The following is a 21505-nucleotide window of genomic DNA, read 5'->3' on the forward strand; positions in this document are numbered from 1 at the left end:
GAGAAGTGTAAAAAATTGTCCACTTACCCTGGTAAACCTCCAAAGAATTTCGTTATAAACCAGCGATTCCAGGGAAAAAAGTAATTTTATGAACTATTTCTGGCATAAAAAATACACTGCAAGCACAAAATACAACTGCAGCAGTGTATAAAAAAATTGTTTTATTTTGGTTTTCCCGTTAAGCCCCAAACCCCAGAGCCGTTTCTGGTTCCGGGGTTTTGTTTATCCAATTAGAAGTGGTACTGGGCGCCCACACTGAACTGGGTACCTTTCTGCTTGCCCATCCACTGGGTCAGCCGTACATCGGCGCTCCAGGGATTGGTCTGGCTGGCCTTGCTGCTCCAGCCCAGTTCCACCATACCGCTGCCGCCTTTCACCTCGGGGCTCAAGGTAGTCAGGTCATGGTAGGAAGCCCGGGCGCCGCTGCCGAACTCATAGTCCCAGGCCAGGCCTGCGTACAGGCTCTGGTTTTCCCGGTAGTTCCGGGTCCAGCGAGTGCCAATCCGGCTGCGGTAGGAGTTTACGCTGTCAAATTCGTAGGGTGCACTGCCCAGGCTGCTGTGCAGGTGGGTTTCCGCACTGTTCATATGGGTGTAGAAGAACCGGGCGTATACGTCCAGGCTATCCTTGTCCGTCAGCTGGAACTCCCGGCCAGTGCCAATATGGGCCGCCGTATAGGTGCCGTCCAGGTCGTAGCTGGCATTATAGCCCGCAATGGCGCCGCTGTAGTCCCCCTGGGTATGGCCCACCCGCAGGCTCCCCTCGGTGTACATCCCATTGGCATTATCCTGGCGTACCAATAGGCCGGCCCCGTAATACGTATTTTTCCCGTCTCCCCGGGCGCCGTCGTCCAGGTGGCTGGTGTAATTGCCATGGCCATATTCCACAAAGGGCATAAGTAAGGCCGTATGTTTCCCGCTGGGCAGCTGCCGGGCAAAGCCCAGCTCTGCATTCATGCCGTGGTTCTTCACATAGGAACCGGTTTCATACCGGAGGTCATTGGCTCCCAGCACCGCAAACAGCTGGTACTGCTTCTGAATGTCCCGGCTCTGGTCCTGGGCAGCCAAAATCCCCTGATTCACCATAAAGTCCCCGGCATTGTTCAGCATACCCAGGGCTGCTTCCCGGGCCTCCACCAGGATTTTGGTATCCGGATTCAGGTGGAGGGCCAGGAGCTTGTCCTCACTGCTGGAGTCAGTGCTGGTGTTGGTATTGGCATTGGTGTTCGTATTCGTATTGGTATTCGTGTTCGTATTGGAGTTTGTATTGGTGTTGGTGTTGGTGTTATCCGGATTGTCATCATCCTTGGCATCGGGCAGGGTGGCATTGCTGCTGCCGATGGTGAGAAGCACGGTTTTGCTGTCCTTGGACTTGGACAGGGTAAAGCCCGTGGTGGCAAAGCCTGCATCGGTAACTGTGCCAAAGGAAGTGGTATCCAGGCCCGTAATGCCGTTTTCGTCCTGGAGCAGGTTGATGACGGTCTTTCCCGTATAGGCGCTGAGATCGGACACCCCGGCGCTGATTACCGTATCCGTTACATCAGCCTTCCCCGTTACCGCCAGCATAGTGCTGCCGGTGCGGGTGGCAGCCGGCACGTAGAAGTTGATGTTCTGGAAGTCCCCCAGATTTTCTACGGTGCTTTTCAGGCTGTAGACATTCAGGGTATTGCCCCCGGTGGTGCTGCTGCCCACGCCGCCGTAAAGGCTGGCCCCTGTCAGGCTGCCGCCGTACAGGTTAATGGTGTTGTCGCTGGCCGCCCCCTGCTCGGAATAGCCGGCGTAAATATCCCCGCTGACGGTGCCTCCCTTGAGGTTAATGGTGTTGTGGTCCACGGAGCCGTTGGTGGCGCTGTAGCCGCCGTAGATGCCGGTTTGCACCGTGCCGCCGTTCATATTGACGGTATTGTACGTGGTTCCCAGGCCCCTAGCCCCGTAGACTGCGCCGGCGATGGTGCCGCTGTTCACGTTGACCGTATTGTCATAAATGGTTCCCGTACTGTCGGCCCCGTAGACGTTGCCATTCAGGGTGGGACCCACGGTTCCGGCCGCCCCCACGGTAACGCTGTTGCCCTGGCCCTTGACCCCGTAGGCGCCAATGATATCGTCATTCACCGTACCGGAGGCCACGCTTACGGCGTTGTTTACGGCCTTGCCGCCGTTGGTATAGGCGCCGTAGACCTTGCCGCTGATGGTGCCGGAGTAGTCGTCGATACCGTTATGGTCCACATCCCCTTTTTCCGAGTAGGCACCATAGACATTGCCGCTGATGGTACTGGCGGTAGTCTTCACTAGATGACCGGAGAGGTTGGTGGAACCAGTGCTGTAGGCGCCATATACATCATTATTGAGATTCTCGCCATTGATGTCCTTGGTATCTGTGTTTTGACTGCTGCCGGCAATGGTCAAAATCACGGATCTGCCGTCGGAAGACTTGGTAATGGTCATTCCCTCTGCGGCAAAGCCGGAATCGGTAAGAATGCCCGTAGTGGCCGTAGCCAGCCCGGTAAGACCGTTCTCGTCTGTGAGGAGAGTAAGGGTCTTGCCGCTGTAGGCCGCCAGGTTGGTTACGCCGACGCTGATGGTACTGTCAGTAATATCTGCGTTCCCTGTAACAGTAAGCATGGTATCCCCGTCCACCGCCGTACTGGGCACATAGAAATTCAGATTCTGGAAGCCGGAAATATTGGCCACCGTATTGCCTACGGTGTAAACGTTCAGGCTGTTGCCGCTGACACTGCTGCCCACGCCGCCATAGAGGCTGGCCCCAGTCAGGTCGCCGCCGTACAGGTTGATCATATTGCCGGAGACGGAGCCAGCTTCGTCATAGCTGCCATAGACACTGCCGGTCACCTTGCCGCCGTAAATGGAAACGGAGTTATAGTCGTGGGAGCCGCCTTCTGTGCCGTAGCTGCCATAGATGTTGTCCACAGTGCCGCCATAGATACTGACGTAGTTGTGGGTGGCCGTAAAGCCCCGGGCGCCGTACACATTGCCAGCCACCGTACCGCCGTACAGATTGACATAGTTGGTGGTGGTGCTGCCGCTGGTATCCGCAATATCCGTACCGGACACGTCCTGGGTAACGGTGGGACCGTCTGCGGAGCCTTCGGCTCCAAGAGTAACCACGTTATCCGCACCGCCGGTGCTGTGGGCGCCAATGACGGAACCTGTGACAGTGCCGCTAAGGACCCGGACCTCATTGCTGAAGGCGTCGCCCCCGGCAATATAGGAACCGTAGATGTCCCCTGTCAGGTTCCCGCTTTTCACGGTGACAATGTTGGAATCCTTGGCTGCCAGGTAGGACGTCTTATAATCCCCGTAGGTGGTGGTGCTGCCGGCAGAGGTGATTTCCACGTTGTTGCCGGTGGTGTCGGGGGTGTCCTCGGAGCCAGAGTCAGCAGGTTTGGTGCCGATGGTGAGAAGGACCGAGTTGCCATCACTGGCTTTGGTCAGGTAAAAGCCAGTCTCAGCAAAGCCCGCATCGGTGAGGGTGCCAAATTGTACCCCGTCAAGGCCGGTAATGCCGTTAGCGTCTGTGAGAAGGGTAATCACCTGGTCCTTGGTAAAGCTGTCGATATTTTGTACCCCGGCGCTGATGGTGCTGCCCGTTACGTCGGCTGTACCGGTGACGGTGAGCATGGCGGCTGTATTCGTTGCGGCTGCTTCCGGAACGTAGAAGTTCAGGTTTTGAAAAGCAGCGAGGTTTTTCACGGTATTGCCTACCGTATAGACGTTCAGGGTGTTGTTAGTAGGAGCGCTCCCATTACCACCGTACAAACTGGCATTGGTAAGATTGGTGCTGTAGAGGTTGATGGTGTTATCGCTGGAGCTGCCGGCGCCGGCGTAGCCGCCGTAGATTGTGCCCGAGATGGTACCGCCGCTGAGGGTGATAATGTTATGGTTTACTTGGTCCCCGGCAGTACTGTAGCCACCATAGAGGCCGTTTTGGAGGCTGCCGCCGTTTACGTGTACTTCATTGTAGGTGGCTGTTTGGCCTGCCCCGCCATACACAGTGCCTGCCACGGTGCCGCTGTTAATGGTTACTACGTTTTGGAAGGTCGTACCACCCGGAGTATTGGCGCCATAGACACGGCCGCTGATGGTAGGACCTGTGGTGCTGCTGGCGGCACCCAGGGTAACCGTACTGCCGGCGCCGCCAATGCCAGAACCGCCGTAGACAGAGCCGGTTACGGTGCCCCGGTCAATTTCTACACTGTTGCTGCCGGCATTGTAGGTTTCCAAATAGCCGCCGTAGACATCGCCGCCGATGGAAATGGTGCCCGTATTCGCTGTATCAGTGCCTACATACACGTGGTTGTAATCCGCCGTACCGTTTTGGCTATAGCTGCCATAGACGTTTCCCTGCACCGTACCGGCGTTGATGGTGGTCGTACTTATCGTAGCCGCATCCGTATCGTACGTGCCGTACAGGTTTTCCGTGACGGTACCATTATTTAAGGTAACCGTATTGGTGTCCGAGTAGCTGCCGCCGGAGGTACCCATACCGCCGTAGGCCGAGCCGGTAATGGTGGGGCCTGGAGTGACCGACACTGAGCCAATTGTCAGGTTATTCAATTCTACGCCATCGCCGGTGGCCGCATACACAGGACCGGTCTGGTCCGTTGTGACCGTTAGATCCGCAGCCAAGGCCCTACCAGGAATGGCCAGTCCCCCAGCCAAAATCCCCAGTACCACCAGTTTTGCCAATTCCTGTTTCCGCCCGTTCGTAAATACCTGTTTCATAAAAATCGCCTTTTTCCCCTTTTCCATAGCCATAGGTTCTGCTGCAGGCTTTCCATACCCCCGTACAAAAAGCACCGCCCCATACAGAACCCCAGTGGCTGTTTCCACAATTGCCTTAAACGCTGGTCAAAGCCCGGACTCCTGTCAGGCCCTTTTGCAAGGACTGGTCAGCAGCCTGGCCCGCTTGAAAAGCATTTGAAGCAGTTCGTTTAAAGCACTCTGCCGAAAGCAAAGGGAGGCACCAGCGCCCCCCTGCCTCCTTATAGAAACTCATATTTGAATAAAAATCATTATTTCTTATTCTGTACCATTCATTATAACACGCTTTCCTTAACAAAACACATTCATAAGCATCTTCTTATGAATATTAGTTGTAAACCTATGCCAAAAAGGAATCAGCCCTACAAAAATTGTTGATGCAGTTAGATGATTTCTATAAAATAACAAAGGTTCTCTGCCGATTCAGGAGAATATGTAAAAGTATTTGCTTATGCCAAAAAACCTAACGGAAACTTTTGCTTTTAGAAATTCCTGACAGCATAAAAAATACACTGCAAGTCCCAGAGGAAACTTGCAGTGTACAAAAAGTAATTTATTTTCTTAGTCGTGGACCCGGTAGTTTTTCAGCAGCAGTTCTCCCATCCCCGGCGTTTCCGGGTCATGGCTGCCCTTGCCCGTATCCAGGGCACGGATCTGTTCCATTTCTTCTGCCGTCAGGGCAAAATCAAAAATAGCCAGGTTCCCGGCAATCCGCCCCGGGTTGGTGGATTTGGGCAGGACAATCAGTCCGTCCTGCACCTCAAAGCGCAGGATTACCTGTCCCACATTCTTGCCATACTTCTTGGCCAGGGCCTTGAGCAGCGGCTGCTGCAGCAGAGTTGTGTCCCCATGACCCAGGGGCTTATAAGCTTCAATTTTTACATTTTGAGGGGCCAAAAGCGCCCGCAGTTCCTTCTGCTGGAAGAAGGGATTGCACTCCACCTGGTTCACCGCCGGCAGGGAGTCAAATTGGGGCACAAAGGAATTCCAGATTTTAGGCGTCATGTTGCTGACCCCAATGGACTTTACCTTGCCGGCCTTTTGGGCCGCTTCCAGGGCTTTCCAGGCTCCAGGTACGTCCCCATAAGGCTGGTGCAGCAGGTACAGGTCCACATAGTCCGTGTCCAGGTTCTGCAAGGAAGTATCCAAACCCTTGGTAGCAGCCGCAAACCCGTAGTCCTGCAGCCACAATTTGCTGGTGATAAAAATTTCCTCCCGGGGAATGCCGCTGTCCTTCACTGCCTTCCCCACTTCAGCTTCGTTGAAGTAGGCCGCTGCCGTATCAATATGGCTATAGCCTGCCTTCAGGGCTTCCAAAACCGCCTTATAGGTGGAGCCATCATTGGGGATCAGGAACACCCCAAAACCCACTGCGGGGATTTGATTTCCATCGTTTAACTTAACATATTCCATGTTGTTTCTCCTTTCCCAGAAAAGCAGCGCCCCAAACTGCAGCCGCTGCCCAAACACTTTGTTCCCCTTTATTGTAGAAGGCTGCGGCCCCGCTGTACAATGCCAATCCCGAACCCCGGTATACGCCCAGCGCATACCTCCACCTGCCGTTGCCCCAAAGCAAAAATGACCTGCAAACCCCGTAGGTTCTGCAAGTCATTTTCGTACCACTGTAACGCTTATTTATAGCTGATGCCGTGGGCTTCAAATACCTTGGCCAGCCGCCGGGCGTGTTCGTCTTCTTCCGGGATGGTGGCGGCAATTTCGTCAGCAATTTCCGGCAGGCCCGCGTCCCGTACCTGCTGGGCCAGTTCCAGCAGCTTTGTCCGGGCCCCGGCTTCTGCCTGGTAAAAGCCTACGGCCCGTTTCCACAGGGCAGCTTCTCCTTCTGCGCCCGGGTTCAGCAACGCCCCGTATTTGCCTCCGTGGAAGGCATCTTCAGCGGCGTTGGCCAGCATAGCCTCTGCCAGGTCCTCCAGGCCATAGCTTTTAGCCTGGGCCGCCAGCACATAATAGGCGTTGGCACCGTTTACTTCTGCCCCGTGCAGGGTCTTTATCAATTCTTCTATGGCCGTTCCTTTGGCCGTCAATTTTGGATTCATGGTATAGCCTCCTTATAACGACAGTGTCCTGGAAGCCAATCTTCCAGGACGGCTGCTGCCTCATTATACCATAGTCCTGGGGTTTGTTCCGGTTTCCCCAAAAAGAAAAGGATTGGCCCGGCTAAGCCGTTCCAATCCTTCTCTTTTAGTTTTCTACCAGCTGATCCATAATCCGGTTGATCAAATCCTTCCGGGTTACATGGGAAGATGAGCTGTAGGTGATAATCTGGTCGTCCCTGAGGCCAAAGGTTTTCTGGTACAGGGCTTTCTGGCTGGCCACTGCGTTCTTGGACAGCTTGTCCGCCTTGGTCAGGATGACCATCAGGGGCAGCCCCAGATTCAGCAGCCATTGGTAGCAGTCAATATCGCTTTCCATGGGAGCATGGCGAATGTCCATGAGTACACAAACCAGTTTCAGGAACTGGGAGTTTTCCATGTACTTGCAGATGAAGGCAGACCATTCGTTTTTGTTTCCCTTAGACGTCCGGGCAAACCCGTAGCCGGGCAGGTCCACCGCGTACAGGGTGTGGCGCTGCACCTCTTCCTCCACCTGGCGCTTGGCCTGGAAGGAGTAGAAGTTGATGGTTTGGGTTTTGCCGGGAGAACTGCTGACCCGGGCCAGGCCCTTACGCCGGGCCAAGGAGTTCAGCAATGAGGATTTGCCCACATTGCTCCGCCCGATAAATGCCACCTCATCAATGGTATCCTGGGGATACTGGGTGGCTTTGACGGCGGAAGCTACATAGTCCGCTCCGATGATATCCCACTGGGTTGTTGTCATGTTATTCCTCCAAAGCCAGTTTGGTCACCTGATCCATATGCTCTACAGGAATGAATTCCATATCAGCCCGGACATTTTCCGGAATTTCTTCCAGATCCTGTACGTTCTGTTTGGGAATCAGCACCGTCTTCACCCGATACCGATGGGCAGCCAGCACTTTTTCTTTCAGTCCGCCGATGGGCAGAACATGTCCTGTAATGGTGATTTCACCTGTCATGGCCAGGTCGGCCTTTACTTTCCGTTTCGTCAGTGCCGATTCCATAGCCGTAGCCATGGTAATACCGGCGGAAGGACCATCCTTGGGAATGGCACCTTCAGGTACGTGGATGTGGATGTCCACCTTTTCATTGAAGTCCGGCTCCAGACCCAGTTCTTTGGCCCGGGAACGGATATAGGTGAAGGCTGCCTGGGCAGATTCCTTCATCACATCTCCCAATTGACCGGTGAGCACCAGTTTGCCCTTGCCCTCGCAGACCACCACTTCTATCTTCAGCAGTTCGCCGCCTACGCTGGTCCAGGCAAGGCCGGTGCAGACGCCCACTTCGGATCTGGCCCGCATATCGCTTTCCAGGAAAATAATGGGTCCCAGGAAGTCTTTCAGGTTGGACGGGGTTACGGAAACCTTCTCCACTTTCTCTTCCACAATCTTCCGGTCTGCCTTCCGGCATACCGTAGCGATTTTCCGCTCCAGATTCCGGACGCCGGCCTCCCGGGTGTAATCCCGGATAATGTGCTGGATGGTGGCAGCACTCAGGGTCAGGTTCTTGCCGGTCAGGCCGTTGGCCTTCCGTTCTTTGGGCAGCAGGTGCAGCTGGGCAATCTTCAATTTTTCATCGTCGGTATAGCTGCTGAGTTCGATGACTTCCAACCGGTCCAGCAGAGGCGCCGGAATGGTTTCCACCGTATTGGCGGTTACAATCCAGAATACGTTGGACATATCATAGGGGAACTCGATGTAGTGGTCGCTGAAATGGCTGTTCTGTTCCGGATCCAGCACTTCCAGCAGGGCGGAAGCCGGGTCACCCCGGAAGTCAGCCCCCAGTTTGTCCACTTCATCCAGCAGGAATACCGGGTTGTCGGCGCCGCAGTCAATCATGCCGTTGATGAGACGGCCGGGCATGGCGCCAATATAGGTGCGGCGATGGCCGCGGATTTCGGCTTCATCCCGAATACCGCCCAGGGAAATCCGGGTGAATTTCCGGTGTACAGCCCGGGCAATGGATTCGGCCAAGCTGGTCTTGCCTACGCCGGGAGGTCCTACCAGACAAATGATAGGTCCCTTGTTGGTTTTGGTAATGGCCCGTACTGCCAGGTAATCCAGGATACGTTCCTTTACCTTCTTCAAACCATAGTGGTCCTTATCCAGGACTTCCGCAGCCTTTTTCAGGTCATAGTTTTCCCGGGTAGTCTTGCCCCAGGGCAGGGACAGCACCGTATCCAGATAGTTGCGGATGACGGCACTTTCAGCCATCATAGGCGGCATCTTGTACAGCCGGTCCAGTTCCTTTTCCAGCTTCTGCTTCACGTCCTTGGGAAGCTTCAGCTTGCTCATTTTCGCTTTATATTCATCTACTTCGGACTCTTTATCGGAGCCTTCATCCAATTCCTTGTTGATGGCCTTGAGCTGTTCCCGAAGGTAATATTCTCTTTGGTTTTGTTCGATCTGTTTCCGGACCTGGGCAGAAATATCCTTTTCCAGGTTCACGATTTCCAGCTCTTTGCACAGATCGGTGTACAGCAGCTTCAGCCGGGTCTTTACATCCACGGCTTCCAGGATTTTTTCCTTTTCATCTATTTCAATGGTCAGGTACCCGGCAATCAGGTCGGCAATCCGGCCCGGGTCTTCCTGGTCCTTAAAGGTCAGCAGCACTTCGGAATTGACTTTCTTGGTGGCAACCACCCACTGTTCGAAGGTCTGCTCCATCATCCGGCGCAGGGCTTCCACTTCAGCGGAGTTGTCAATAATATCCGGGCGCTTTTCCACGTAGGCTTCCAGATTCATGCCTACGGCATCTACTACGGAAATCACTTCTACCCGTTCCAGGCCTTCCACCAGGATACGCATGGCTCCATTGGGCAGCTTCAGCATCTGCTTCACTTCCGCAATCACACCAAAGGTATACAGGGACTTGGCCGTCGGATCGGCATCTTCAGCAGAGCGCTGGGTAACCAGCAGGATCTGCTTGGTGGTGTTCATGGCGGTTTCTACAGATTTAATGGAGCGTTCACGCCCCACGTCCAGGTTGATGATCATTCCAGGGAATACGATAATCCCCCGCAATGGCAGTAAAGGTAATCTTAAACTTGTTGCATCCAACATGGTTTTCACCGTCCTTACGTATAGAGAAAAAGGGGAAAAGGGATATCCCTTTTCCTTTTCTCTAGGCATTCTTTCTTGTGTCGTTTTTCTTTTCCTTCAGCACCAGGGTGGGTTCCTTTTTGTCGGTGACCACTTCTTTGGTAACGATGCATTTTTCCACATCGTCCCGGCTGGGCACTTCGTACATCACATTCTTCATGATGTTTTCGATAATGGCCCGCAGCCCTCTGGCGCCTGCATTCCGTTCCAGGGCTTCATGGGCGATGGCTTTCAAGGCACTGTCCTCGAATTCCAGGTCCACATGGTCCATGGCCAGGAAGCTTTCGTACTGCTTGGTCAGCGCATTCTTCGGTTCGGTAAGAATCCGCACCAAAGCGCTTTCATCCAACTTGTCCAAGGTCACTACCACCGGCAGCCGGCCTACGAACTCGGGAATCAAGCCGTACTTCACAAAGTCCTCCGGCAGCACTTTCCGGAAAACATTTTCATCCTTCTTCTGCTGGGCAGTGGCGATATCCGCACCAAAACCCATACTCTTTTTGCCGGTACGGGCGTTGATGACGTTCTCCAGGCCCGCAAAGGCCCCGCCGCAGATAAACAGGATATTGGTGGTATCGATTTGAATCAGTTCCTGATGAGGATGCTTACGGCCGCCCTGGGGAGGCACATTGGCCACGGTCCCTTCCAGGATTTTCAGCAGGGCCTGCTGTACACCTTCACCGGATACATCCCGGGTAATGGAGGGATTTTCCGATTTCCGGGAAATTTTGTCGATTTCATCGATATAAATGATACCCCGTTCTGCAGCAGGGATATCATAATCAGCATTCTGGATCAGGCGCAGCAGAATGTTCTCCACGTCCTCCCCTACATAGCCGGCTTCCGTCAAAGACGTAGCGTCGGCAATGGCAAAGGGAACCCGCAGGATTTTGGCCAAAGTCTGAGCCAGCAGCGTCTTGCCGCTGCCCGTGGGCCCCAGCATCAAGATGTTGGACTTTTGCAGTTCCACATCCGAATGGTGGGCGCGCTCATAATTGATCCGCTTGTAGTGGTTGTACACCGCTACGGACAAGGTTCTCTTGGCATCTTCCTGTCCAATTACGTATTCGTCCAGGATTTCCTTGATTTCCTTGGGTTTGGGCAAATCCGTCAGCGTTTCTGCTACCGGTTTGCTCAGGTCCTTCTCCAGCATTTCATTGCACAAAGCAATGCATTCGTCACAAATAAACACGTTATGACCCGCAATGAGCTTTTTCACCTGGCTCTGCTTTTTGCCGCAGAACGAACAGGTATACTCCGGCCCCTGGGGATTCATCTTATCATCAAATGCCATCTGACACCCCTCCTAACAGCCAGGGCAAGATGGGTCTTACCCCTTACTGATGGAATGCGCATTTTCGACCACCTGGTCTACCAACCCGTATTCCTTGGCTTCCATACTGGTCATGAAATGATCCCGTTCCGTGTCCTCTTGGATCTGTGCAGGGGTCTTTCCCGTATGGAGTGCCAAAATGTTGTTCATCTCTTCCCGAACCCGCAGGATTTCCCGCGCATGGATGGCAATATCCGTTGCCTGTCCTTGGGCCCCGCCCAGCGGCTGATGAATCATCACCCGGGAATGGGGCAGCGCGAACCGTTTTCCTTTGGTTCCGGCAGCCAGCAAAACAGACGCCATGGATGCGGCCATACCCACACAAATGGTGGACACATCCGGGCGAATGTACTGCATGGTATCATAAATCGCCAGTCCGGCGCTTACACTGCCGCCAGGGCTGTTGATATAGAGATGGACATCCTTATCCGGATCTTCGGATTCAAGGAACAGCAGCTGGGCAATAATCAGGTTGGCCATGTGATCTTCAATTTCGCCGGTGACGAAAATAATCCGGTCCTTTAACAGACGGGAATAGATATCATAGCTCCGTTCGCCTTGACTGGTCTGTTCTACCACAATAGGTACATAAGGCATGCCGTCCACCTCCTGCGGTTTTATTTTTCTTCAGCAGCAGCCGTTTTTTCAGCAGCAGCTTCTTCTTTCTTGGGAGCGTTCTTTGCGCTGTCGATAACCAGCCGAGCAGCCTTGCGGCGTACAATGTTGGCAACCAACAGAGCCAGGGAACCATTTTCTTTCACGATTTTCTCAACTTGTTTAACCGTTGCGCCATGGGCAGCAGCCAGCTGAGCCAGTTCGTTTTGTACTTCTGCATCGGAGATCTTCAGGCCTTCAGCCAGAGCAATGGCATCCAGAACCAGGTCGGTTTTGATGTTGGCCAGAGCTACAGGTTTTTGTTCGTCCCGATAGGTCTTTACATCCTTGCCCAGATAGGACAGGTACATGGGCAGGCTCATTTTGTGGCTTTCCAGGTTCATGGCCAGTTCGTCAATCATCTGGTTAGCACGTTGTTCTACCATTACTTCAGGAACTTCGAATTTGGCGTTTTCAACAGCCTTTTCGATGAGTTTCCGTTCGTATTCGGACTGGGCACGGTCAGCTTCTGCCTTCTTCATGCGGTCCAGGGTCTTTTCACGGAATTCGGCAACGGTCTTGCTGTCGGAATTCTTGGCAATCAGTTCGTCGTTAACTTCGGGAACTTCCTTCACCTTTACGTCTTGGACGTTGACTTTGAACACAGCAGCTTTGCCAGCCAGTTCTTTGGAGAAGTAGTCTTCCGGGAAAGTAACGTTTACATCAGTGGAATCGCCTTTGCCCAGGCCTACCAGCTGATCTTCGAAACCAGGAATGAAGCTGTTGCTGCCTACTTCCAGAGGATAGCCTTTGCCTTCGCCGCCGGCAAACGGTTCGCCGTCAATGGTGCCAGCGAAGTCGATGGTAGCCAGGTCGCCTTTTTCCAGTTTCTTGCCTTCCGGAGCTTCTACCATTTTGGCAGCGCGGTTTTGCAGTTCTTCAACGGCTTTATCCACGTCAGCTTCGGTGATTTCTTTTTCTTCCTTTTGAACATCCAGGTCCTTATATTGGCCCAGTTCCGGTTCCGGACGCAGGGTGATGGCCAGGGTCAGGTCCAGAGGTTCGCCTTCTTCAAATTTGGAATCTTTGATTTCAGGGTCGGACACAGGAACCAGCTTGTTGTCTTCCAATACTTTTCTATATTGTTCATTGGCGACGATTTCGAAAGCTTCTTCCTTGATGGCATCCTTGCCTACGTGCAGTTCCAGCACACGGCGGGGAGCTTTGCCTTTACGGAAGCCAGGGATCGTTACTTGCTTGTTGATCTTGGCAACTGCTTTGTCAAAGGCTTTTGCTACATCTTCTACCGGTAAATTGATTTTTAACGTTGCTTCATTACCATTTCTTTCTACGGAAACGCTCATTAAAAAAATCCTCCTCACATTGCTGTCAGCCACAATCCATGTATCTCGCTAAACAGACTATCTGTAATTACTTAAAAAACCGCTCATATAGCATAGCACAAAAGGCATAAATAAGCAACTTTTTGTAAGGAAAGACGCCGTTTTCGCCTTTTTCGGTACGTTAAAGGGATAATTCATTATATTAGAAAAACTTTTTAGGTTCCCGGTAAAATATTTATGTAAAACAGCGTCTTTTCCTCCCCAAAATTGTATAAAGTATTCTTTACCATGTTAATTCAATAAATCTTTAACAATCTGTTAAAAAACCTTTGTATTGTTCGCCTTGATAGTATATAATTCAAGCAACAAAACATTATGATATTCTGTATTACATGTACAGGTATCAAAACAACAAGGGAGGAACAAACAATGTCTCAAATTCTCACCACGCTGGACGACGTACTGTATTACCCCATTCTGGTCATTGTTTTGCTGGTAGCCGGTATTTATTTTACTTACCGCACTCGTTTTATTCAAGGCCGCTGGCTGACCCAATGCATCCGCGTAGTCATGGAGAAACCTGAAAAAGAAGGGTCCATTTCTTCTTTCCAGGCACTGATGGTTTCCACCGCATCCCGGGTGGGCACCGGCAACATCATCGGGATTTCCACTGCCCTGTGCTTGGGCGGCTTTGGTGCCGTGTTCTGGATGTGGCTGATTGCCATCATCGGCGGTTCCACTGCCTTCATTGAAAGCACCCTGGCGCAGGTCTACAAACGCCGGGACGAACACGGCGACAGCTACGGCGGCCCTTCCTATTATATTGAAACCGCCCTGCACAGCAGAGGCCTGGGCTGCGCTTTCGCTGTAGCCCTGATTGCTACCTACGCCGGCGGCTTTAACCTGCTGGCTTCCTACAACCTGCAATCCACCTTCGCCGTCTACGGCTTCTATGACAAGGTAACCACCCCCTGGGTCATCGGCGGTATCCTGGCCGTACTGGTTGGCTACTGCATCATCGGCGGCGGCAAACGGATCGTCAGCGTCACCGAAAAACTGGTTCCCTTCATGGGCATCCTGTACGTACTGCTGGCCCTGGTGGTTATTGTAATGCACCTGGATATGATTCCCACCGTTCTCGTCGAAATTTTTTCCGATGCCTTCAACTTCCAAAAGATTCTGGCCGGCATTGGCGGTTCCTGCATGATGTACGGCATTAAACGCGGCCTGTACTCCAACGAAGCTGGTGTGGGCAGTGCGCCTAACGCCGCTGCCGCTGCTGACGTAGCTCACCCTGCCCAGCAAGGTCTGGTACAGATGCTGTCCGTATTCATCGATACCGTGCTCTGCACCGCTACCGCTTTCATGTGCATGTTCTCCGGCGTTATTCCCACCAAGGAAATGGCTGGTGCCCCCTATGTACAGGCTGCTGTACAAGTGGACTTTGGCGCTGTTGGCCCCATCCTGATCACCGTGGCCATGGTACTGTTTGCCTTCACCACCCTGATTGGCAACCTGTTCTACGTGGACAACTGCCTGAACTACCTGAACCACAGCAAGACCCCTGGCAAGAGCTTCATGACCCTGTACCGCATCCTGGCCGTTCTGGTTATCTTCGTAGGTGCCGGCATGACCATGGACAACGCCTGGGCTGCTGCTGATATCACCATGGCCTTCATGTGCCTGGTAAACATTCCTTCCATCATGGCCCTGAGCAACACCGCCCTGAAAGTAATGGACGACTACGGCCGCCAACTGAAGGAAGGCAAGAAACCCGTATTCAAAGCCAAGAACATCGGCCTGGATACCTCCAACCTGGACTATTGGAAATAACCTCCCTGTACAAAAAACCTCTGCCGCTTGGCAGAGGTTTTTTTATTTAAAATAGAAGTTGTGCAGACCACACTAGCCATTAAGAGGACTGTAAAATAATGAAACTTCTATCGTCGCCTGCGGCGACACTTCCTACACGTTTTACGGTCGCATCCAAATGTCAATGCAGTTTCTCAAGGACATTTGGAATATGCGACCTATGTGATAGCCGTCCAAGAAGCAAGTCCGTTAGGACGCCGCTGATTGGAAACGGCGAACCACTCAGGAAGCGTTCTATGCCGCTACTGGTCAAGTTCTAGAGGGGAATAGAAGTAGAAATTTATCTACATGCCATAGATTACTTTCCTATACCCGTTTTGCACATGACCAGTATGGGGTTAAGACCGGCCCCTTCAAGCGTGAAGGGGCTGGCAGTCCGTAGGACTGACTGAGGAAGTTTTGAGGCTTGGATACGGCTATAAAAAACGACTTGCGAATTCTTTTGCACTCGCAAGCCGTTTTTTCTTTCGGGAATAAGTATTTCTTCACACCACCAAATGAGGTTTTATCCACGCCCATCCAGCGGACCGTCCCACCTCGTCAGCGATAATACTTCTTATACCACTGGGCAAACTGGCTCAGCCCCTCCCGGATAGAGGTCTGGGGCTTAAACCCAAAGTCCTTTTCCAGCTCACTGACATCTGCATAGGTCTGGTACACATCCCCGGGCTGCATGGGCAGGAATTCCTTCTGGGCCTTTTTCCCCAGCACGTCCTCCAGGGTTTCAATAAAGGTCATGAGCTTTTCCGGATGGTTGTTGCCGATATTATACAGCTTGTACCGGTCCCCGGTTTCGTTGGGTACCGGCGGATTGCACAGCATCCGTTCTACTCCGGCGACGATATCGTCCACATAGGTGAAGTCCCGGTACATATCCCCCTGGTTGAAAATCTTGATGGGTTCCCCCGCCATAATCTTCCGGGTGAAGCTGAAATAGGCCATGTCCGGCCGGCCAAAGGGCCCATACACCGTAAAGAACCGCAGCCCCGTAGCCGGAATGCCGTACAGGTGGCTGTAGGTATAGGCCATCAGCTCATCGGATTTTTTGGTGGCCGCATACAGGCTGATGGGATGGTCCACCGGGTCCGTGGTGGCAAAGGGCGTCTTCTGCTGGTTGCCATACACCGAGGAACTGGAAGCATACAGCAGATGCTCCGGCTGAAAATGCCGGCAGGCCTCCAGGATATTGAAGAAGCCGATAATGTTGGAGTCAATATAGGACCGGGGATGGTCAATGCTGTAGCGGACCCCAGCCTGGGCCGCCAGATTCACCACAATATCCGGTTTAAATTCGTCAAACAGGCTATTTACGGCGCCGGCATCGGCCAGGTCCCCGCAGGTAAAGGAAAACGAGGGATACAGGTCCAATTCCCGCAGCCGGTCCAATTTCAGATGCACATCGTAATAAGGATTCAGGTTATCCAGCCCTGCCACCTGGGCGCCCAGGGACAGCAGCCGCTTGGCCAGGTGGAAACCGATAAAACCGGCAGCGCCGGTAATCAAGACTTTTTTCTCTGGATCAAAAGGCTTTTTTTCGCTCATGGTCTGCTCCCTTCTTAATCCCGGTCAAACAGGTCCCGGGTAAAGACCTTTTCTTTCACGTCCGCCAGTTCCTCCGACCAGCGGTTGGCCACAATCACGTCGCTGACCTTCTTAAATTCTGCCAAATCCCGAATCACCCGGGAATGGAAAAATTCGTCTTCCTTCAGGGTAGGTTCGTACACCACCACCGGCACGCCCTTGGCCTTGATGCGCTTCATGACGCCCTGGATGGCGGAGGCCCGGAAATTGTCCGAGTCCGTTTTCATGGTCAGCCGGTACATCCCCACCACCGCCGGTTTCCGAGAGAGAATGGTATCGGAGATAAAGTCCTTCCGGGTCCGGTTGGCTTCCACAATGGCGGAAATCAGATTTTGGGGCACGTCCTGGTAGTTGGCCAAAAGCTGCTTGGTATCCTTGGGCAGGCAGTAGCCCCCGTAGCCAAAGGAGGGATTGTTGTAGAAATCACCAATCCGGGGATCCAGGCAAACCCCGTCGATAATCTGTCGGGTGTTCAGGCCCCGGACCTGCGCATAAGAATCCAGTTCGTTGAAATAGGCCACCCGGAGCGCCAGGTACGTATTGGCAAACAGCTTGATGGCTTCCGCTTCCGTAGAGCCCGTAAACAGCACAGGCACGTCCTTTTTGGCAGCCCCTTCTTCCAGCAGCTGGGCAAACCGATGGCCTGCCGGCGTATCGCTGCCCACCACGATGCGGGAGGGGTACAGGTTGTCATGCAGGGCCTTCCCTTCCCGGAGAAATTCCGGAGAAAACAGGATATGGTCCGTCCCGTACTGGGTCCGCATAGCCTCCGTATAGCCCACCGGCACCGTGGACTTGATGACCATATAAGCTTCAGGAGCAATGGAAAGCACCTGCTCAATCACGCTTTCCACAGAGGACGTGTCAAAGAAGTTCTTCTGAGGATCATAATTGGTGGGCGTAGCAATGATGACATAGTCCGCCTCCCCGTAGGCCTCCTGGGGATCCACAGTGGCCCGAAAATCCAATGCTTTATTTTGCAAGAAACGGGAGATATCCTGGTCCTCAATAGGCGATTCTCCCCGATTCAGCATTTCCACCTTGGCGGACACAATATCCAGTGCCACAACGTGGTTATGCTGTGCCAAAAGCAGCCCGTTGGAAATTCCCACGTAGCCTGTTCCGGCAATGGCAATCTTCATGCTATTTTCCCCCTCTATTTCAGTAACACAATACATTCTATTATACCACAAAAGGACCGTGGAATGCCCACGGTCCCAAGGGTTTGGAACGGACTATACAGTCTATTTGGTTCTCGCCAATTGATACACATCCGGCCGGCGATTGGCCAGGGTAAAGGTTTCTTCCCGAACCTGTTTCACATAGTCCAGGTCAATTTCTGCCAGGATTATCCCCGGTCTATTGGACGCCCGGGCAATCACCTGGCCCCAGGGGTCAATGATCAGGGAATTGCCATAGGCCTGGAATTTGGGTTTCTTACCAATCTGGTCCGGGGCAATCACGTAGCATTCATTTTCAATGGCCCGTGCCCGGAGCAGCACTTCCCAGTGGTCCTTCCCGGTATTCACCGTAAAGTTGGCGGGAATGGTCAGCACCTTGGCCCCTTCTAACGCCATCAGCCGGAACTGTTCCCCAAAGCGGATATCGTAGCAGATGGCCAGACCCAGTTTTCCCAGCTCTCCGGCTTCCGCCGTCACCACCTGGTCCCCGGGACATACCCGGTCAGATTCCCGGCTGGTCACCCCGCTGGACAGCACCACGTCAAAGGGATGGAGTTTCCGGTACTTGGCCAGCAGCTGCCCCTCCGGGCTCAGCAGATAAGTGGTATTATAGGGCCGCTTGGGGTCCTGGTCGTTGGTTTCATAAATGCTGCCGGCTTCCAGCCACAGGCCGTAGTCCTTGGCCAGCTGGGCCATCACCTGATAGGTCCTGCCGCCCGGCAGACTTTCTGCATGGTCAGCAATACCCCGGCCCAGGTAGTTCATGCATTCCGGGAACACCACCAGCTGGGCTCCCCGCTGGGCCGCTTCTTTTACGTAATAGGCAGCCGCTTCCAGATTCTGTTCCAGGTTGTCCTGGGAATCCATCTGCACCGCTGCTGCAATCCATTTTGTCATAGGCTATAGCCTCCTTACAAAGCCTGGCAGGCCAGGCATCCAGGGTAATTTCTACAGAAAATGCAACTGTATATTTTATTATACAACGGGCAAAGAAGTTTCAGGGATTTTTTCCAGCTGACATCCCGGTTCACGGTTCATTTTGTTTCAACTCTTTCAATTTTCTTTGATATAACTTATAATAATGGCAAATATTTTTGTCACATATTATACACAATATTGGAGGTTTATCGTTGCAAATTCCGTTACTCGCCCCTTCCACCAAACACAATCTGTGCAGCAGTCTCAAGACTGCTTTGCGCATCGTCCTATTTTTCCTATTGCTCTGGTTTAGTTTCTTTCAATCTCCCTTGCTGCCCCTGCACCACATCACCCAGCTGCGGCTGCTGCGCAGCTTTGTCTTCCTCTGGGGCTGCCTGTTTCTCCAAGAGAGCCTAACCTCCAGGAAGCTCTCCCTGGAGTCCCTTCCCCTGCTGCTCCTGCTGTTATGGCTGGTTCCCTACAGCTATGTTTTTTCCTGGATTCCCGACTATTTTCAAGAAGACGTGGGCAGTTACTGGATTTTCCCCAGCCTGCTGTACACCACCGTCTGGCTGCTGCAGCAACTGCTGCCCCAAGCCGGACGGCTGCAGCTGCCGCTTGGTGTGCTTTGTGCCCTGCCCCTGTGGGGCGAAATCACCAGTGCCATGGCTTATCTGTTTTATTTCGTCCATTACGGCAAACCCATGGATGAGATCATCCTGATGTCCATCATCGCCACCACTCCGCTGGAAGCCTACAACTATTTGACGGCTACGTTTTCCCAGCCCCTGCTGCTTACCATTCTTCTGCTTCTGGCAGGGTCTTTTCTGGCGCTGGTCCATAGTTTGGCCTTCCCCGCTGCGCAGAAAAGCCTGTCGGTAAGCTCCCGCAAGAAACAGCTTGCCGTTTTGGCCTTAGTGTTATACTTTACAGGCAGTTATACCTTTTCCGTCTTTCCCTTGGACCGTTTGACGCATCTATACCAAAAAGGCGGCCCTATGCGCGCTTTTCTGGAGTTAAAGAAAAACCTGCCCCGAAATACACAAAAGCTTCAGCTGCTGTCCCAAGAACAGTTAATTAGTCAAAAAGTTCCCGGAACCATCATTTTGGTCATTGGAGAAAGTGCCACCCGGGATGCCATGTCAGCCTTTGCCCCCACCAGTTTTGATTCCACCCCCTGGGAACGGACCATGAAACAGAATCCCAATTTTTTCTTTTATCCCAATTCCTACGCCAATTTTCCCAACACCATTATGGCCGTAACCCAAGCTCTTACCAGTGCCAACCAGTACAACCGAGTGCCCCTCAAAAAGGCCGTGGATCTTATGAGCCTAGCCAAAAAAGCCGGTTATACCACCTACTGGCTTTCTACCCAGGAAGCCGGGGTTGTCTCCGATGCGGGCATTACCGTCATTTCCCAGCAGGCGGATTACCGGGAAAATTTCAAAGGAACCGATGAAGTGCTGCTTTCCGCCCTTCAAGAAGTTCCTGGCGGCCAGAACAATTTTATTGTACTGCACCTGACCGGCAGCCATTTCCGCTATGACTGAATATACCGATACGATTTTGCCATGTGCACGGACTTTTTTTACCACTCTGCCGCAGTTATTTGACCATCCTTCCGGAAGTATTTGCCACCCTGCTCAATAACTCTCATACTGAAGATAGCACACGGTTCTCGTGTGACTTTAGTATAAGGGGGTCCTCATATGACGGATTACCGAAAGATTCTTATGCTGCGAAGCAAGGGGTGCACTCAACGCGGGATAGCTTTAACCAAAGTTGCTTCTCGCCCAACCATCAGTGCAGTCTACAAGGCTGCAGACCAACAAGGCATTAGCTGGCCGCTGGATTCCAGCATCACTAATGCTGAATTGGAAACAATATTATTCCCAAGAAAGAGCATGACCAAAGTTTTTTATGTTGAACCAGACTATCCCTACATCCATCGGGAACTAGCAAAATCTGGTGTAACGATGACGCTTCTATGGGAAGAATATTGCAGACAGTGCTACGAGACTGGCAAAACGCCTTATATGAGTACACAATTTGCAGAGAAATACCGAAAATGGGCTCGGGTAACCAAAGCTACCATGCGTATTCAGCATAAACCTGGCGATGCCATGCAGGTCGACTGGGCTGGGGATACTCTTCCCGTATATGACCCGGTAACCGGCAGTACAAGCCCAGCGTATCTCTTTATTGCCACCTTGCCGTGCAGTTATTATACCTATGCAGAAGCCTGCGACGATATGAAAACTGAGAACTGGCTGAACTGCCATATCCACGCCTTCAAGTTTTATGGTGGTGTTCCTCGGCTTCTAATTCCTGACAATTGCAAAACTGCAACCACGTCTAATACTAAGTATGAAACAATCCTAAACCACAGTTACCAGGAATTGGCTGAACATTATGGTACGGCAATTGTACCAGCCCGTGTGCGCAGGCCTAAGGATAAAAGCTCCGCAGAAGCTTCTGTGCGTTTTGCTGAAACCTGGATTCTTGCTGCCTTACGTTCAAGGAAATTCTTTGGTAAATTGCAAGTTGAATTTGAACAACTATAATCAAGAAACACACTCAATAGCATAAACTTCATCGAGGAATGCATCAAATAGCTCTGACGGCGTATGGTAGCCCAAAACACGACGTGGGCGCTGGTTCAGCGTATCTGCCATGTTCAGGATATCCTCATCAGAGAACCGCTCTAT

The 21505-nt window shown here is 52.5% G+C and carries 14 protein-coding genes and 1 pseudogene; 3 read left to right on the forward strand and 12 right to left on the reverse strand.

Going from position 1 to position 21505, the window contains the following annotated elements:
* Positions 1-230 precede the first annotated feature (230 nt).
* The 8 genes from C7E10_RS12035 to tig form a co-directional block, all read right to left on the reverse strand.
* Positions 231-4742, reverse strand: a complete 4512-nt coding sequence (locus tag C7E10_RS12035; protein WP_160101829.1) for an autotransporter outer membrane beta-barrel domain-containing protein — start codon at positions 4740-4742, stop codon at positions 231-233.
* A gap of 600 nt (positions 4743-5342) precedes the next feature.
* Complete coding sequence (locus tag C7E10_RS04590) at positions 5343-6194, reverse strand: aldo/keto reductase (protein WP_105326177.1); 852 nt, start codon at positions 6192-6194, stop codon at positions 5343-5345.
* A gap of 218 nt (positions 6195-6412) precedes the next feature.
* On the reverse strand, positions 6413-6835 hold the full coding sequence (locus C7E10_RS04595; protein ID WP_105326178.1) for a ferritin family protein: 423 nt from the start codon (positions 6833-6835) through the stop codon (positions 6413-6415).
* 145 nt (positions 6836-6980) lie between these two features.
* On the reverse strand, positions 6981-7616 hold the full coding sequence (yihA, locus tag C7E10_RS04600; RefSeq protein ID WP_105326179.1) for a ribosome biogenesis GTP-binding protein YihA/YsxC: 636 nt from the start codon (positions 7614-7616) through the stop codon (positions 6981-6983).
* Between the two features lies 1 nt (position 7617).
* Entirely contained in the window at positions 7618-9936 is a 2319-nt protein-coding gene (gene lon, locus C7E10_RS04605) for an endopeptidase La (RefSeq protein WP_105326520.1), read from the reverse strand.
* A 61-nt stretch (positions 9937-9997) separates the two neighbouring features.
* Positions 9998-11269, reverse strand: coding sequence for an ATP-dependent Clp protease ATP-binding subunit ClpX (gene clpX, locus C7E10_RS04610; protein WP_105326180.1), 1272 nt, complete (start codon positions 11267-11269; stop codon positions 9998-10000).
* Between the two features lie 36 nt (positions 11270-11305).
* Positions 11306-11905, reverse strand: a complete 600-nt coding sequence (clpP, locus tag C7E10_RS04615) for an ATP-dependent Clp endopeptidase proteolytic subunit ClpP (RefSeq protein ID WP_105326181.1) — start codon at positions 11903-11905, stop codon at positions 11306-11308.
* 20 nt (positions 11906-11925) lie between these two features.
* Positions 11926-13266, reverse strand: coding sequence for a trigger factor (tig, locus tag C7E10_RS04620; protein WP_105326182.1), 1341 nt, complete (start codon positions 13264-13266; stop codon positions 11926-11928).
* 408 nt (positions 13267-13674) lie between these two features.
* On the opposite strand from tig, the gene C7E10_RS04625 reads away from it, so the two are divergent.
* Positions 13675-15078, forward strand: coding sequence for an alanine/glycine:cation symporter family protein (locus C7E10_RS04625; protein WP_105326183.1), 1404 nt, complete (start codon positions 13675-13677; stop codon positions 15076-15078).
* 579 nt (positions 15079-15657) lie between these two features.
* Here C7E10_RS04625 and C7E10_RS04630 read toward each other — a convergent pair.
* The 3 genes from C7E10_RS04630 to C7E10_RS04640 form a co-directional block, all read right to left on the reverse strand.
* Positions 15658-16659: an NAD-dependent epimerase gene (locus C7E10_RS04630; protein ID WP_105326184.1), complete on the reverse strand. Its 1002-nt coding sequence runs from the start codon at positions 16657-16659 to the stop codon at positions 15658-15660.
* A 14-nt stretch (positions 16660-16673) separates the two neighbouring features.
* Positions 16674-17840, reverse strand: coding sequence for a nucleotide sugar dehydrogenase (locus tag C7E10_RS04635; RefSeq protein ID WP_105326185.1), 1167 nt, complete (start codon positions 17838-17840; stop codon positions 16674-16676).
* 102 nt (positions 17841-17942) lie between these two features.
* Entirely contained in the window at positions 17943-18776 is an 834-nt protein-coding gene (locus tag C7E10_RS04640; RefSeq protein ID WP_105326186.1) for a carbon-nitrogen hydrolase family protein, read from the reverse strand.
* 233 nt (positions 18777-19009) lie between these two features.
* Here C7E10_RS04640 and C7E10_RS04645 point away from each other — a divergent pair, with 233 nt between their 5' ends.
* Positions 19010-20347: a sulfatase-like hydrolase/transferase gene (locus tag C7E10_RS04645; RefSeq protein WP_105326187.1), complete on the forward strand. Its 1338-nt coding sequence runs from the start codon at positions 19010-19012 to the stop codon at positions 20345-20347.
* A gap of 159 nt (positions 20348-20506) precedes the next feature.
* Positions 20507-21361, forward strand: a complete 855-nt coding sequence (istA, locus tag C7E10_RS04650; RefSeq protein ID WP_105326188.1) for an IS21 family transposase — start codon at positions 20507-20509, stop codon at positions 21359-21361.
* Here istA and C7E10_RS12515 read toward each other — a convergent pair.
* Positions 21362-21505 (reverse strand): annotated as a pseudogene (locus C7E10_RS12515) (IS30 family transposase); the annotation flags it as partial.

This window comes from Acidaminococcus hominis, from assembly GCF_900291475.1.
GTDB lineage: Bacteria > Bacillota > Negativicutes > Acidaminococcales > Acidaminococcaceae > Acidaminococcus > Acidaminococcus hominis.